Annotated in this window: 12 protein-coding genes, 4 tRNA genes and 1 pseudogene; 8 read left to right on the plus strand and 9 right to left on the minus strand. The window is 42.5% G+C overall.

Going from position 1 to position 14,644, the window contains the following annotated elements:
• Window positions 1–50: 50 nt before the first annotated feature.
• The 4 genes from DFP77_RS10475 (at window position 51) to DFP77_RS10490 (ending at window position 5,978) form a co-directional block, all read left to right on the plus strand.
• Entirely contained in the window at window positions 51–1,430 is a 1,380-nt protein-coding gene (locus tag DFP77_RS10475) for a di-heme oxidoreductase family protein (RefSeq protein ID WP_114412243.1), read from the plus strand.
• Window positions 1,430–2,494 carry an imelysin family protein gene (locus tag DFP77_RS10480; protein WP_114412244.1) on the plus strand — a complete coding sequence of 355 codons (1,065 nt, stop codon included), beginning with the start codon at window positions 1,430–1,432 and terminating at the stop codon, window positions 2,492–2,494. Before DFP77_RS10475 ends, DFP77_RS10480 begins: the two co-directional genes overlap by 1 nt.
• Window positions 2,495–2,500: 6 nt before the next feature.
• Window positions 2,501–3,619 carry a DUF1513 domain-containing protein gene (locus tag DFP77_RS10485; protein WP_114412245.1) on the plus strand — a complete coding sequence of 373 codons (1,119 nt, stop codon included), beginning with the start codon at window positions 2,501–2,503 and terminating at the stop codon, window positions 3,617–3,619.
• A gap of 109 nt (window positions 3,620–3,728) precedes the next feature.
• Window positions 3,729–5,978 carry a GGDEF domain-containing phosphodiesterase gene (locus tag DFP77_RS10490; RefSeq protein WP_114412246.1) on the plus strand — a complete coding sequence of 750 codons (2,250 nt, stop codon included), beginning with the start codon at window positions 3,729–3,731 and terminating at the stop codon, window positions 5,976–5,978.
• A gap of 114 nt (window positions 5,979–6,092) precedes the next feature.
• Here DFP77_RS10490 and DFP77_RS10495 read toward each other — a convergent pair whose 3' ends face one another.
• The 5 genes from DFP77_RS10495 to DFP77_RS10515 form a co-directional block, all read right to left on the minus strand.
• The gene (locus DFP77_RS10495) at window positions 6,093–7,433 is read right to left on the minus strand and encodes an OmpP1/FadL family transporter (RefSeq protein ID WP_114412247.1); all 1,341 of its coding nucleotides are present in this window, start codon (window positions 7,431–7,433) and stop codon (window positions 6,093–6,095) included.
• A 333-nt stretch (window positions 7,434–7,766) separates the two neighbouring features.
• Window positions 7,767–7,842: transfer RNA gene (locus DFP77_RS10500), tRNA-Val, on the minus strand.
• A 77-nt stretch (window positions 7,843–7,919) separates the two neighbouring features.
• Window positions 7,920–7,996 (minus strand) — tRNA-Asp (locus DFP77_RS10505).
• 55 nt (window positions 7,997–8,051) lie between these two features.
• Window positions 8,052–8,127: transfer RNA gene (locus DFP77_RS10510), tRNA-Val, on the minus strand.
• A gap of 146 nt (window positions 8,128–8,273) precedes the next feature.
• Window positions 8,274–8,350, minus strand: a tRNA-Asp gene (locus DFP77_RS10515).
• A gap of 633 nt (window positions 8,351–8,983) precedes the next feature.
• Between DFP77_RS10515 and DFP77_RS10525 the strand changes: the two genes are divergently transcribed.
• The 4 genes from DFP77_RS10525 to DFP77_RS10540 all read left to right on the plus strand — a co-directional run bounded on the left by DFP77_RS10525 (window position 8,984) and on the right by DFP77_RS10540 (window position 12,951).
• Window positions 8,984–9,424 carry an antitoxin Xre/MbcA/ParS toxin-binding domain-containing protein gene (locus DFP77_RS10525; RefSeq protein WP_114412248.1) on the plus strand — a complete coding sequence of 147 codons (441 nt, stop codon included), beginning with the start codon at window positions 8,984–8,986 and terminating at the stop codon, window positions 9,422–9,424.
• 200 nt (window positions 9,425–9,624) lie between these two features.
• Window positions 9,625–10,116 (plus strand): hypothetical protein, encoded by a 492-nt coding sequence (locus DFP77_RS10530; RefSeq protein WP_114412249.1) that lies wholly within the window; start codon window positions 9,625–9,627, stop codon window positions 10,114–10,116.
• A 23-nt stretch (window positions 10,117–10,139) separates the two neighbouring features.
• Window positions 10,140–10,601, plus strand: a complete 462-nt coding sequence (locus DFP77_RS10535) for a DUF427 domain-containing protein (RefSeq protein WP_114412250.1) — start codon at window positions 10,140–10,142, stop codon at window positions 10,599–10,601.
• Between the two features lie 43 nt (window positions 10,602–10,644).
• Window positions 10,645–12,951, plus strand: a complete 2,307-nt coding sequence (locus DFP77_RS10540; protein ID WP_220235532.1) for an ATP-dependent DNA helicase — start codon at window positions 10,645–10,647, stop codon at window positions 12,949–12,951.
• Here the strand turns inward: DFP77_RS10540 and DFP77_RS19670 are convergent.
• From DFP77_RS19670 to DFP77_RS20025, 4 genes and pseudogenes are all read right to left on the minus strand, one after another.
• Complete coding sequence (locus tag DFP77_RS19670) at window positions 12,913–13,119, minus strand: DUF4172 domain-containing protein (protein WP_114412252.1); 207 nt, start codon at window positions 13,117–13,119, stop codon at window positions 12,913–12,915. The genes DFP77_RS10540 and DFP77_RS19670 overlap by 39 nt on opposite strands.
• Window positions 13,097–13,285 carry a DUF4172 domain-containing protein gene (locus DFP77_RS20020; protein WP_114412253.1) on the minus strand — a complete coding sequence of 63 codons (189 nt, stop codon included), beginning with the start codon at window positions 13,283–13,285 and terminating at the stop codon, window positions 13,097–13,099. The genes DFP77_RS19670 and DFP77_RS20020 overlap by 23 nt, the downstream gene beginning before the upstream one ends.
• Window positions 13,286–13,401: 116 nt before the next feature.
• Window positions 13,402–14,052, minus strand: a complete 651-nt coding sequence (locus tag DFP77_RS10555) for an LON peptidase substrate-binding domain-containing protein (protein WP_114412254.1) — start codon at window positions 14,050–14,052, stop codon at window positions 13,402–13,404.
• A gap of 249 nt (window positions 14,053–14,301) precedes the next feature.
• Window positions 14,302–14,367 (minus strand): annotated as a pseudogene (locus DFP77_RS20025) (HopJ type III effector protein); the annotation flags it as partial.
• Window positions 14,368–14,644 lie beyond the last annotated feature (277 nt).

Here is a 14,644-nt window from a genome sequence, read left to right on the forward strand (position 1 = left end):
AAGTCAGGGAAGACTTTGTCATCTAGTCAGTTAATGGTATTTGTCTATTTATGACAGCGTATTATAGAAAATTGTGCTTTCTCATAGCTGGCGTTTACGCCAGCTTTTTTTGTTTCCAGAATCTTGCCATTGCCGACAACTATTCTAAACCTCTTGCCGGAATTGGAATTGAAGACAAACTCGATTTCCATATAGGAAAGAACGTCTTTCAAAAGCTATGGGTACCCTCACCGTCATCAACAACAGCCAGTGATGGTTTAGGCCCTTTATTTAACACTCGCTCTTGTAACAATTGCCATATCAATAACGGCCGCGGTCATGCTCCTGAAGAAAATGTTAGTGGCGTATCTGTACCGTCTTTCTTAATACGCCTTGGAAAGTCTTATCCAGCTTCATACACACCGCCTCAAAATATTTACCCTCATATTGGAGACGAACATTACGGACATCAATTTCAAGGCCAAAGCTCACCTGGTATTCAGCCTGAGGGAGATTATTACCTCACTTACGACACGCATATTGAAACATTAAAAGACAACACCAAGGTCGAGTTAAGAAGCCCAAATCTCCACTGGCACACTCTTAATTATGGTAATTTTGAAAAAAGCACTCGGTTCACCATGCTGACCTCACCAGCGTTAATAGGAATGGGCTTACTCGGTAATATCCCAGCGAAAGACATTATTGCCAAGGCAGATCCAGACGATAGTAACAACGATGGTATAAGCGGTCGCGTTAGCTGGATAAAAAATGGAGACAATATCCTTGTAGGCCGTTTTGGCTATAAGGCATCGATGCCCACGGTTAGCGCACAAAATCAGTCAGCCTTTAACACTGACTTAGGACTATCAACACCATTAAACCCATCACCCTACGGTGACTGCACTGAATTTCAAAGAGATTGCCTAGAAAGCCCAACAGGCAATAGCCCACATTTAGACAATTTAGAAGTCGACAAACAACAGACTAGATTGGTAGATTTGTTTGTATCTCTGTCTTCCCCCCCTGCAATGCGCAACTTGTCTAATAAAACATTTTTAGAGGGCAAACGTTTTTTTGATGATGGCGGCTGTGCTAGCTGCCACACACCGAAAATGAAAACCGGCAGTAGCTCAGAATTTTCCATTTTAAACAATCGGACCTTCTACCCTTTTACCGATATGTTGCTACATGATATGGGACCTGCACTCGCCAGTGGCTTCCCAAGCTTTTCAGCCAGTCCAGCTGAATGGCGCACAGCGCCCTTATGGGGTATTGGTTTATCAAAAAAAGTGTCAGGCCGTGTGAGCTTCCTTCACGATGGCAGAGCTCAAACCATCGAAGAAGCTATTCTTTGGCATGGTGGAGAAGCGAATCAGAGCAAAGAATTTTACAAAAATCTCAATAAAGAACAACGCGAAAAACTCATCTACTTTTTGGAGTCGCTTTAATGAAATACTTTCCAAAACTAATTGCCATAGCAATTAGTGCTACATCCCCTTTGTTAGCGTCTGCAGGCCAATGGGAAGGTCCTCTTAATGGTATTGTCGATAATGTCGTAAAACAAGGCTACGCATCCTATTCCGAGTCTTCCAAAACACTACAACAAAAAACAAACACACTTTGCCGCTCCCCATCACAAGAAACACTTAAAAACGCACAAGATGCCTTTCAGTCCAACGCTCTAGATTGGCAGCAAGTTCAGTGGCTAAACTTTGGTCCTGTCACCTACTTTATGCGTTATTATGCTTTTGAATATTGGCCAGATAAAAAAGGCGTAACTCAACGACAGCTCAGATCGCTTGCACAAGGCGAATCAAAAGTAATGGACGCACCCAAATTCTGGACATCAGCAAGTATTGCAGTACGCGGCCTGACCGCTATAGAAAGCTTGCTTTATCACCCAGATTTCCAGCCTCTCCAGGCTGCTAAGCATTGCCGATTGCTGGAAAAAGTAACAATACATCATTTTGAAAGCGCCGACGCGGTTGCGACTCAGTGGCAAAATGGCAAAGCACAAGATTGGGTATTTGATGAAGAAGGCATGGGGCTTGATCCTGAAAAAATCGCTTTAGAGCAATTTCTACAGCAATGGGTCGAGCATATGTCAGCCGTCAAAGACGCCAAACTTGAAACACCTATTGGTTATAATAGCCGTGAGAACTTAAAACTAGCCGAGTTCTATAGAAGTGACCTCCCGCTTAAAGCTATCCAAAAAAATCTTAAATCATATCGCGAAATATATCATGCAGGCTCTCCTTCGTTATTCGATCTCGCGAAACAGAAAGACCCGGAGCTTGCAGAACAGTTTGAAGCGCAACTTACTCAAAACCTTAAGCTAGCACTCCAGTTACCCAGTGATTTTTTTCACCTCAACGCCACATACTCGCAAGAAAAACGCATTGCTCTCGCAAAACCTTTAGTTCAATCAATCTCTAACAGCCAATCCTACCTAACTAGCTTAGTCACCCAACTAGGTTTCCAAATTGGCTTTAACAGTAGAGATGGAGACTAAAAAACGATGCTTTCAAGACGGTCTTTCCTTGCGATGAGTAGTGCTTTGGGCGGTTCAGTCATCGCAGCACCTTCATGGGCTGCCTTGGTGGACCAAGATGCCAACACAAAATTCTACGCCTCTGCGTACTCGCTCAATGAACAAGAGCATTATTTTGGACTATTTAACGACACAGGAAATCTATCATGGGCAACTAAGTTGGGTGCTAGAGCACATGCTCCAGTTGTTCATCCAACGCAAAGTATTATAGGAATTGTTGCTCGACGCCCTGGATTCTTTATGGAGTTTTTTGATGTCTCAACCCATCAAAAAGTTCTTCATATTACACCGAGCAAAGAGCATCACTTTTATGGTCACGCCCTTTTCAGTAAAGATGGTAAACGCCTGATTACTCAAGAGAACCATTACCCATCAGGACAAGGTAAAGTATTTATCCGCCAATGGCCGAGCGGTGACATTATTCAGTCATTTAGCAGTAATGGTGTTGGCCCACATGAATCCGTGCTCTTAGGTGATAATACTTTGGTGATTGCCAATGGCGGTCTCATGACCCATCCGGATGAAGACAGAAAAATTTTGAATCTGGACACCATGCAACCCAATGTCACTTACCTAAACCTCGATAACGGCAAGGTATTAAATCAATCAAAGAATAGCAACGACTTACACCAGTTAAGCATTCGTCACCTAGATGTTAATCAGCAAGGTACGGTTGCACTGGGTTTTCAATATCAAGGTGAAATATGGGATCAAGTGCCTCTTGTTGCGCTATCCCAGCTTGACCAATCAACTTTAGAATATTTACCTATCCCAGAAGAAGTAAGAATTCGCTTTAAGCAATACTGCGGAAGTGTCTGTTTCGATGCATCTGGAGAAATATTAGCCATAAGCACACCAAAAGGCGGCTTGGTTGCCTATTGGCACGTCAACTCAAAAACGTTTTTGGGTATCGATAATTGCCGAGATGTTTGTGGCCTGTCAACAACCAACAATGCCCACGAATTTTTATTAACCAGTGGAACTGGCGCAATACTTAAAAGTAACCCAGTGCAAAACTCAACCACCCTGATCAAGAAACATACAAGCCTGCACTGGGATAACCATTTACGCCTAATAGCTACATAATTTTTCAAATATATGAAAAACTAACGTAGTCAAATAACCTCTTTTTAGGTACTGTTTATTTTGAGCCACAAATAACTGTGGCTTATTTTTCGCATTATGAAGTTGATTAATGTTTATTGATTTTCTTAAGACTTATTTTTTAGCCGATTCAGACTCCTCAATCGGAAAAGGCCAAAAGACCTTCCAGCAAAGCGCACTCAGAATTTTACTGGCGCTTACTATCTGCATATTCGCAATATCAGAATTACACTCTTTATTCGCACACAGTGATATTGCGCTAATCGGGTTAAATACGCTTTACCTTAGCCTGCTTGTTGGGCTGCTTCTACTTAGCAACAAGTACACAAAAGTCACCGCGGTATTGTTTCTTTTAGTTCTTATCACCACGAGTATTTTGCTATTAAGCTTAAGCAACGAGTCCTATGCTGAAAAATACGCTCTCGTCTCTTTATACTCGTTACCACTCATTACTAGGCTTTTATTCAGCTTTAAAGCCTCTCTAGCAGCAATGGCTTTTAACCTCTTGCCTTTTTGCTTGATAGCAATAAAAAACAATGACCTTGAGCAAATAGATACGACGTCTTTTTATTTTCAGCTGCTCACTTTTGTCACACTTAATATTGGTCTACCTCTTGCTGTTTCAAGAATCATTCAAATGCTTGAAAACAATGTCTCTCACATGAGACTACTCTACAAAAAGCTCAATGATAATTACGCTATGTATGAAGAGTTTTTTGAAAATACAGGTACACCGACTCTGTTATGCGATCAGAAAGGAAAAATATTAAAAGCCAATCAACTAGCTCGTGAATTACTAACAGGAGCAGAGCAACATGACTTTGTAGACTCAAGCATAATAGATTGGCTCACACCAGTGCACGAGACTAAAAAGGCATTTTGGCAATCTAGCCTTGTGGAGTGCACCTTAAAACAAAAAAGTGATATGTATATTGAGATTCGCCGAGTCACACTGACACAACACGGCCATTACGCGCTCCACCTACATAACAACACGCAGCTATATGCTATCCAACAAGAACTGGAAAGCACCCAACAAACCAATAGCCGATTAGCACATTTTGACTTACTGACTTTGCTGCCAAACCATAGACACTTTTGCACACAGATCAACCAACGAATTAAAGAGCAAGACAAGCACTTAACCGGTGCCATGTTTATCATTAGAATCAGCCAGTTCAAGCTACTCAATAAACAATATGGCAAAGACAACGCAAACAAAGTCATTCTTAACTTTGCCAAGACACTTCAGAAAAAGCTGTCAGACCAAGCGATTATAGGTCGATTGCGTGGTGTTAAATTTGCTTGTTTTGTACCGCTTGGACAAGCCTATTTGATTCAAAAAAACCTATCGACGCTCATTCGTTCCGTCTTACCCAATCAAATTATGGTTAATGGCAGTCGCCTTAACATGGACTATCAAGTCGGTATAGCTTATTACCATACAGATGGGAAGAACGCAGAAGAGCTACTTGAACACTGTGAAATGGCACTAGAATATTCAACCAGCACCGAACGTCTTTCCTACTACAATCACAACCTTGAAAACAAACTCGTTGAAGAGCACAAGTTAGGCCTGAAGCTAAGCTCGGCGGTTAAAAATAAAGAAATCTGTATTTGGCTTCAGCCACAAGTTTCTCCAAACGGACAAATATGCTCATTTGAAGCCTTGGCCCGCTGGCAAAATGATGGAAAATTCGTTCCTCCCACCACCTTTATCAAAGTTGCCGAGAAGCTAGGCCTACTGCCTTTATTAGCAGAGAATCTAGTTCGAGAGCTTGTCGCCACCTTATCCGAGTGGCACAAAGAGCACATATACACACCAGTTGCTTTCAACCTAGCCGGCCAAGAACTAATGAACGACACTTTCTTCGCTCTGCTTATGGCCCTGATATCGGATAACCCATGGTTGGCTGATATGATGGAACTAGAGATCACTGAAACCAGCTCGGTAATGACTCACCCGTTAATACATAAACGCTTAAGAAGCTTGTCTCAATATGGCTACTCAATCGCCATCGATGACTTTGGTACGGGCCAGGCCTCTCTAGGTCAGTTAGTAGATATCCCAGCGAACATACTTAAAATCGATCGTCGCTTTGTGTCACCTTTACCAGGTGACCAACGCCATGTCGATATAGTGAAGTCCACCATACAGCTTGCTGAATCACTTGGCATGAAAGTCATTGCCGAAGGCATAGAAACAAAAGAACAAGCCACATTATTGGCTGCTCTAGGTTGTAACACACTACAAGGCTACTATTTCGCTAAACCTTCTCCTCTGTCTGATTGGACGGCACAAGACAACGCCAAAGCAAAAGAACTGCGCATGGTTTATTAAGATCAAACCAACAAGACATTTGCGCGCTCACAAAACCACCAAACTACAGATATAAAAAAGCCAGAGTTCAATTTGAACTCTGGCTTTTTTAAACACTACATCTATCAGAACAACTTAGAATGCCATGTTCATCGCTACAGAGATAACGTTGGCAGACGATTTGTAATCTGCGTCTAAAGTACCGCGAGAAGCGTCTTCTTGACCGCTAGCTGTAAAATTACGATCAACCGATACATCGTCTATCATCACATGGGTAAAAGCAAAGGTCGCAGACGTCATGTCGTTGAAATCGTATGTAGCACCCACTGAAATCCACTTACGATCGCCATCAGGTGTACGAGCAGAACGGTATTCATCCGTCACAGGGGAGTTATCCATTGCAACACCAGTACGCAAAGTCAGCTTGTCTGAATGCGCGTAGGTTAAGCCCGCAGAATACATCCACTGGTCCTCAAACCCGAAAGTAAGAACTGAATTTGGCTGATTGCTATCAAAGTCAATATTGATACCATCCATTGCGCCCCAACCAGTGCGTATGGCACTAAGGCCTAAAGTCAACTTAGGTGTTAAGTCCTGTTCAACACCTAATGTAAGCACTGAAGGAAAATCAATTGAATCACTAACATTAGTATTAATCAATTGGTATCCCGCTCCAGCAGTAGTAAGCCCTTGATTTACACCGGCAACATTTTGGTATTTAACATCGCCTTTAAAATCAAAGCTAACTTCACTGCGATATCCCAAACCAATGCGAGTCCCCTTTCTTGGCTCTAACGCTACACCAAGACTGTAACCATAACTGGTATCATCCGCTTCAATCCGACCAATACCTTCTCCACCCGCCGCCGCAGTAGAAGTACCAACAGCAGACTCAAGAACAACTTCCGCCTTATGGATCTGAACACTCGCGCCAACTGATGCCCAATCATTAACACGATGCGCTAGAGAAAAGCTAAGTGCTATATCTTGAATGGCCGTTTCTGTCGCATGGAAGCGCCCAGCCCAATCTTGCCCATAGTCACCAGACAAACCGAACGGCACATTTAATGCAATACCTGCAACTGTTTTATCAGATATTGGTTTAGCGAAGTAAAAAGAAGGAACCAAAGTGTTGTCAACAGAATCATTTGTAGCACCATCAGCTGATAAATCTTTCGCTCCCCCCGCTAAAGCTGGAGTAGCATCATCAGCTGAGTTAAGTGTTACATCCATTGTGGGTATAACATAAGCGCCAGATACATAGACGGTCGTTGATTTAGCATTAGTTAATAAAGCAGGGTTCCAGAAGCTAGCAGAGATGTCTTCATTCGAAGCCGCCACCCCGCCTAAGGCTTTACCCGAAGCTGTGGCGCTGTGATCATTTAAGGCAAAACCTGCTGAGTAAGCTGATGACGCTGCAGCAACCGAAGCGGCAACCAGACTTGCACGAAACAAGAATTTTGAGGAGGTAGTCATAAATAAGCTCCATTGTTATTTTTATTGGAAAATTTATTTTTAATCTTTAAATCCCTTATACGCTTCAAGTATAGAAGCACATAACCTGATATTACCAGTAAGTATGTCTTACGCAATACAATATTTGTAAATTATCTCATCAAATTAAAAATAGCAGACTGCAACACAAGCAAGCCAGAAACCTATCAAGCTTTATCTAAATCGTTATTACACTTAAGAGCTATAAAATTTTGACACAGAGAGTTAAGACAGAAATGTGTTTAAGCAGAGAGTAATTAAAAGGTAAAAAGAAGCAATGAAAACTCTTATAAGAGATATTAATGAAGAAATAGATGGTGGGTGTGGAGAGGTTCGAACTCCCGACATTCGCCTTGTAAGGGCGACGCTCTCCCAACTGAGCTACACACCCAATCATATTTTACATCTATAAGATGTGGAGTTACCTTTTCCTGAGTTAATAGATTTATATATTAGAACTAAGGAAAATGGCGGAATGGACGGGACTCGAACCCGCGACCCCCTGCGTGACAGGCAGGTATTCTAACCAACTGAACTACCACTCCAACACAATCTAGTATTTTTGCTTTTACCTAAGTAAGAAGCCCACTTTCTAGTAAGTGGTGGGTGTGGAGAGGTTCGAACTCCCGACATTCGCCTTGTAAGGGCGACGCTCTCCCAACTGAGCTACACACCCAATCATATTTTACATCTATGAGATGTGGAGTTCTTAACTCCCTCTGATATGCGCCTTGTTAAGATAAAACTCCCAACTGAGCTACACACCCATTTCTAGATAACCATTAAGTTACCTTTAACTCTTTGCCACACTTTAATAAGTAATGGCGGAATGGACGGGACTCGAACCCGCGACCCCCTGCGTGACAGGCAGGTATTCTAACCAACTGAACTACCACTCCAACACAATCTAGCTTTTTACTTATTACTCATAAGTACCACTGCTTAGTAAGTGGTGGGTGTGGAGAGGTTCGAACTCCCGACATTCGCCTTGTAAGGGCGAAAAGTCAAAAGAACTTTAACTCACCTCAACTAACCACGCTGACGATTTTAACTTACTCTCATTAAAAATCAATAGCTTAGTAAAAAAAATATTGACTAAAAATAAAAGTTTGATGCTATCTCTGAACTTAAACATGCCAAGTTTTAAAAAAAGTTGGTCACAACATTACATAACAACAGCATTAAGTTAACTACGAACTAAATGAGCTTCGCTTGACAACGGGCGCAGATAATACAGCAATGATTTCCTATGTCTATAGTTATTTTTATTTTTTTCTAAGCCCCTTCGTAGGTAAGGAAGAAAGCTTTCACTTGCACTCAAGAAATAGCGACGAATAATAGGGTTATAAAATCAGATTGGCGTAATAATACGCGCTTCGCTCCCATCAGTTATACATGTCTTGATGACAAAATCTCGTAGGGAGTTGGGAATTATTCTTCTAGGAAAGATCATAATGGTCACTCTACGTAGCCTAACCAGACACTCATCCACTATACTAAGGTAAGATTTTTCAATTTTTTTGGGGCTTTGAATGATTGCTAAAACGATGGAAGCTCAATCAATACTAGAGCTAATAAATGACATCTTCCCCGGCTACGACATCATGTCACCAACCGATTATTCAGCCATAGTTCGATCTGGTATCACCGGAGAAAAGTTGAAAGCCATTATCCAACTAACTGGGGAAAAAGATTTGATCGCTCGTGCAATTGGAATAAACAGCTCTCAGTTGTACAAAAGCTATCATGCCAAACGACTGCCATCCCAAGTTACTGCGGATCTAGTTGAAACATTGCGAGTATTTGTTCGTGTGGTGAATATTTACAATTCTGTGAGTTTAGCAAAAGAATGGATTCATTCTCAAATCCCTGCGCTTGGTGGACAAGTACCAGCAAATATTCTTCATACAACTGACGGGCGCGCTGATGTCGAACAAATTCTACGAAAGTTAGAGTTAGGTGACTACGCTTAATAGCCAATGAAATTGACCATCGAATAAAATGCTTTATCTACAATGATAGCAAAGCGGCGTTGTCGGGTAGCCGGACGCGGTTGCCCGCGTCCAGTCCCCTAAGCACCGTGCACGCGCCTTTCAACTCACACGGCTCAAGCCTCTACTAAGGCATCTTTCGACACCCGGTTACCCAACTTCATTTTTTTGGCGTGTTGCTGATGTCTACGGCAATTGAGATGGTGCATTTGCAGGTTGCTTGCTGCATCTGGTTCGCCGTCAGTCCGTTTTACAATATTGCGAACAACCGGCACGCCAGACAGTTTTCAAGCATATTTGAAGTAGTGAGTGCAAACGAAGAGGAAGCTCGAACTCTAAAGGCTCAAGCAAAATTAATTGCCGTGATCCGTGACTTGGTGAATAAAAATGGTTGGTCACATATCGAGGTCAGTGCCGAGGGAAGCAGAGTTATGATTAAGCAGGCGAAAAGCCAGGTAAATAACAATGGACTAAGTGAAGCAAAACTACTTGCAGGGCTAGACTCTTACACAGCTCACGCAGATGAATTGCTTCTCAATGTGGATTACGAACTCGCTGAATCTTTAATAGAGCAACTCAATGAATTAGATCTGCCTTTTATTGTGGTAACTGCAAAGCGAAATTCAAAAAAAGTTAAACTGGTCAACTATAACTCTACAGGTAAAATCCTATAGTCGTATACAGTGAGTTTTTTGTCATGAAATCATTACCTATAGAAAACGTTCAATCTTACTCTCGCCCACCCGCGCTGGAATCGGTAGAACAAGAAATCATTGTGCGTCATGATGGTGAACTAGTTACTAAGTCTAATCGGGCCTATCGAGTGTTGGAGACTCACCATGCAGCCAGCTATTACTTACCAGTTGAAGATATTTTGGCAACGCTTAATCCAGTCAGCGGTAATACCTTTTGCGAGTGGAAAGGTGTAGCGCAGTATTGTGATCTGATTACACAACAGGGTTCCGCCTGGACCTATAAAAATCAGACTGAAACATTTAAAACCATTGCGGGATACATTGTTTTTTTTGCAAGTAAAGTAGATGAAGCATGGGTCGGAGATGTTAGAGTGATACCCCAGCCGGATGATTTCTATAGTGGTTGGGTAACACCAAACCTTGAAGGGAAAATCAAGGGTGCACCAGGAACAAATAATTGGTAGCGACAACCTTTACGTTTAATATCACTATCCTTCATGTGAGCATATGATGAAAGTTGCGGTTCGTACTTTATGTGAATTTGCCGCACGTGAAGGGAGTTTAGAGCATCGTTATACTCCCTCTCCGACTGCTGACGAAGGAATCAAAGGACACAAAGCACTGCAGGCTCGCCGTCCCGCATCCTATCAACCAGAGTATCTGCTTGAAGGTGAATGCGCTGGCATCCGGTTGCGTGGTAAAGCTGATGGCTACGTTACTGATAAGTCAGTGCCTACGCTAGAAGAGATTAAAACACATCGTGGCGATCTTGCCCGTGTTGGTATTGGACAACGGCAATTGCACATGGCACAGCTGAAGGTCTATGGTGCGCTACTCTGCCTAAGAGATAACCTGTCGTCCGTTAACCTTAGATTGGTCTATTACGATATCACCAAGGATTTTGAGACTCCACTGGATAAACAGTTCGATAGCCAAACATTGATCACCTTTTTGAGTGCCTTATGTTTACGCTATCATGAATGGTATTGTCAGGAATCAGCCCATCGAAAAAGACGGGATGAGTCTCTAATGCATCTCGCTTTTCCTTTTCCTGAGTTTCGAACACACCAACGCTCACTGAGTGAGAATGTTTATAAAAGCATCAGTATAGGTCTAACCCTATTATTAGAAGCACCCACGGGTATTGGTAAAACATTGGGTGTCGCCTACCCTGCGTTAATGGCGATGCCGCGTCGAAAACTTGATCGTCTTTTCATCCTGACTGCACGAACTACAGGACGCCAACTCATCTTAGACAGTCTTGCCAAACTTAAACCAGCAAGCGACTCTGATGAAAGACTTCCTCTTAGAATTTTAGAGTTAACCGCTAAAGAAAAAGTCTGTGAATATCCAGATCGTTCCTGTCATGGCGAATCTTGTCCGCTGGCTCAGGGTTTCTTTGATCGTCTACCTGCAGCTCGACAAGCAGCCATTGAAGCTTACTGGCTTGATCAAACACAGATTAAAATCCTCGCTTCTTCGCACCATATTTGCCCCTATTTCTTATCTCAGGAGATGGCGCGATGGTCCGACGTGGTGATCGGTGATGTGAATCACTATTTTGATCAACAAGCAATTCTGTATGGATTGACACGACAGAATGGATGGCGAGTGGTGCCATTGATTGATGAGGCGCACAACCTGATTGATCGGGCGCGAGGGATGTACTCGGCTCAGTTGAACCAGCATCAATTGCGTAAAACAGCTCTAAGTGCTCCCGATTCACTTAAGAAGCCTATTCGTAGTGTTCAACGCGCTTGGTCAAAATTGATAAAGCAACACATTGACGGACTTAGCACTTCAAAGATTAATGATCAACTTCTCGACTTGAATACTGTTCCTACAGAACTAAATACGTCACTTCAACGCTTGGTCAGTGATTTAACCGAGTATATGACCGATCATCCGGTGGTACCCGAATTACAATCCCTGCTTTTTGACACACTCAGCTTTATGAAGCTTACTGAGCACTTTGGCGACCATTCACTTTGTACTTTATCTATAAAACAGAGGACAACAAAAGGGAAACGGCCTGGCTACGACGCCAGTTTGTGGATTCGTAATCTGATACCCGCTGACTTTTTAACCGAACGATTTACTCAAGCTCATGCCAATATTTTGTTTTCTGCCACACTCAACCCTGCTGAGTATTACCAGGATCTACTCGGACTTCCCGAAAACGCGCTATGGAAAACAAGCCCCAGTCCCTTCTCATCAACGCAACTAGACTTGAGAATTGTGAATCTGAGTACACGGTTTAATGACCGCGAAGGATCGATCAAACCCATTATTGAGCGTATTGAGCAGCAGTTCCGCTCTGCACCTGGTAATTATCTGGTCTACCTATCCAGCTTTGCTTATTTAGATCTATTAACGAAGTCTTTCAAAGAACACTGCTCTGATATTCTGTCGATTACTCAAATCAGTGGTATGAATGAAACGGATCGAGTTGAGTTTATTCAGCAGTTTCGAAATCATCGCGGCATAGTTGGCTTTGCTGTATTAGGAGGTGCGTTTTCTGAAGGCATCGATCTACCAGGTGATGCACTAGTCGGAGTCTTTATCGCAACCCTAGGATTACCACCTTTCGATCACTATCACGACCAATTAGCCATTCGATTACAGAGCCGATTCCAGCAAGGCTATCGCTATACCTATTTGTATCCTGGTATTCGCAAAGTCGTTCAAGCAGCAGGCCGCTTAATCCGAACACCACAGGATACCGGTATCATAGAGTTAATTGATGATCGATTTGATAGCCAAGAGGTAAATGCTTTACTCCCTGAGTGGTGGAGGAAATCGGGGGCGGAGTAATATCTCACTGTGTAGACCTTCCCCATCAGAACGTTCTGTGGTTGGGAGTGACAGCTCTTCAGTCAACCCGAGCTGATCAGCTAATGAATAGCGAACGGAAAAAGCATTCAGTTTTTCACCCTCTATTGCACTAGGATGAGTAATATTAGCCAATAACGTATCTAACATGCTTTATTTTTGGCTTATGTTGACTTGAAATCTTTACCAATAAAATCCCTTGATGTAAGCGGACTTCCCTTAACTTAGGCTCAATTATGCTTTTATCACAACTAAAGTCAGGCCAGTCATCTAGTTCCCATATCCAAATTTTATCTTCTCTGATAGCAATCATCATAATCGAATCATGGCATGATGCGAAAATAGCTCACAATCGAATCAGGAAAGATTCGTGTCAGTGTAACATCTCGCTTTTTTGACAAAAAATCAGTAGTCAAATTGATGATCAACCCCTTAACGACGTCCAGTAATCTTGTTTAACACCCCTAGAAAAGATATCAATCGTTGCTCTGCTGTTTTTTCTTCGAGTATTGCTTGCATAATTTCACTGTCTAACTTTATGAATTGAAATAATTCATAACTCAGTTGGTCAGGTGTTTTGGTTTGCCATTCAGGCGAGGCAAGCAGTTGGCTTAAATCAGGCGCTTGGGCAGCTAAGGCTTGCAGTCTATGCAATACTTTGCCCTTTGCTATTTCAGCCTTATCAATCAACTCTTGTGAGAGCATAATATCATCATAGCGATTGGCGTTATAAATGAAAAAGGGCAACATCTGCACTTGCTCAACGAGCTGAAACCGCTGATCAAGACTAATTTCTATTAGTAGTCGACCATCTTGAAATGTTTCAATAATATCGACTTTACCTGCTGTAAGAATAGGCACCGGTTTGTAAGTTGCTTGATTAGAGCTCAATGCCTCAGCAACCGTTTGTTCAGGTTTAGCTTTTTGTAGCACCTTTTCAACATGGCAAACTCCGAGGGGCATTTCATGTTGTATGCAAAAATCTACCATCTGCCGATACCGTGGCTCAAACACGTGTAGCGGCATAGTGTTACCGGGGAATGCAACACAGTTGGGAATGGGAAATACTGCTATCTTTTCCATAGTTCTGATACCCTCTTGTCATACTGATCTTCAGAGTAGACCAATAAAAACGATACGCTAATCATACTACGGCGCATTTCGCTCGGAAGGATCAGTTTTGAAATCCCTAGCCATCTGACAAGGCTCAACTTACTCTCGATGCTCCCCTGCGGCTTGAGCCCACCAAACCAATTGATTCAATGTTCTACCAAAATAATCGAACCAAGCACCAAGTGCGTTCAGGGTAGCCGCTTCACTCAAACCTTGTAGCTATGCAAAGGCCAGAATCTTGCATGAGCCATTGTTACTGCCCGCCGAATTTGATTGAACACCATTTTGAAACTAGGTCGATGTAAAATCATAGTAGTCATCGATACATTCGATGATCTGAGTAAAATTTACAGAACCCTTCTGCAGGGCTTGAATTAGTTTTTCAGGGGTCATGGACTGATGTGTAATGCGTTTACATCCAAATACAAATCATGTTCGGTGCTGACATATACTACCTAACACGTTAGGGAAACTGCGATTAAGTCCCCAATATGAGACAATGCCGATCTGACCATTACCTCAAGACCGAATGACATGAATCAGCTTTCCTTCGCCGATACCG

This window comes from Marinomonas foliarum (assembly GCF_003337275.1).
Classification (GTDB): Bacteria; Pseudomonadota; Gammaproteobacteria; order Pseudomonadales; family Marinomonadaceae; genus Marinomonas; species Marinomonas foliarum.

Bases quoted from the DNA above. Each gene is read 5' to 3' on its own strand.
- DFP77_RS10535 (WP_114412250.1), top strand. From the start codon at position 10,140: ATGAAATCATTACCTATAGAAAACGTTCAATCTTACTCTCGCCCACCC.
- DFP77_RS10530 (WP_114412249.1), top strand. From the start codon at position 9,625: ATGTCTACGGCAATTGAGATGGTGCATTTGCAGGTTGCTTGCTGCATC.
- DFP77_RS10555 (WP_114412254.1), bottom strand. From the start codon at position 14,052: ATGGAAAAGATAGCAGTATTTCCCATTCCCAACTGTGTTGCATTCCCC.
- DFP77_RS10495 (WP_114412247.1), bottom strand. From the start codon at position 7,433: ATGACTACCTCCTCAAAATTCTTGTTTCGTGCAAGTCTGGTTGCCGCT.
- DFP77_RS10475 (WP_114412243.1), top strand. From the start codon at position 51: ATGACAGCGTATTATAGAAAATTGTGCTTTCTCATAGCTGGCGTTTAC.
- DFP77_RS10485 (WP_114412245.1), top strand. From the start codon at position 2,501: ATGCTTTCAAGACGGTCTTTCCTTGCGATGAGTAGTGCTTTGGGCGGT.
- DFP77_RS19670 (WP_114412252.1), bottom strand. From the start codon at position 13,119: ATGTTAGATACGTTATTGGCTAATATTACTCATCCTAGTGCAATAGAG.
- DFP77_RS10480 (WP_114412244.1), top strand. From the start codon at position 1,430: ATGAAATACTTTCCAAAACTAATTGCCATAGCAATTAGTGCTACATCC.
- DFP77_RS10525 (WP_114412248.1), top strand. From the start codon at position 8,984: ATGATTGCTAAAACGATGGAAGCTCAATCAATACTAGAGCTAATAAAT.
- DFP77_RS10540 (WP_220235532.1), top strand. From the start codon at position 10,645: ATGATGAAAGTTGCGGTTCGTACTTTATGTGAATTTGCCGCACGTGAA.
- DFP77_RS20020 (WP_114412253.1), bottom strand. From the start codon at position 13,285: ATGATGATTGCTATCAGAGAAGATAAAATTTGGATATGGGAACTAGAT.
- DFP77_RS10490 (WP_114412246.1), top strand. From the start codon at position 3,729: ATGTTTATTGATTTTCTTAAGACTTATTTTTTAGCCGATTCAGACTCC.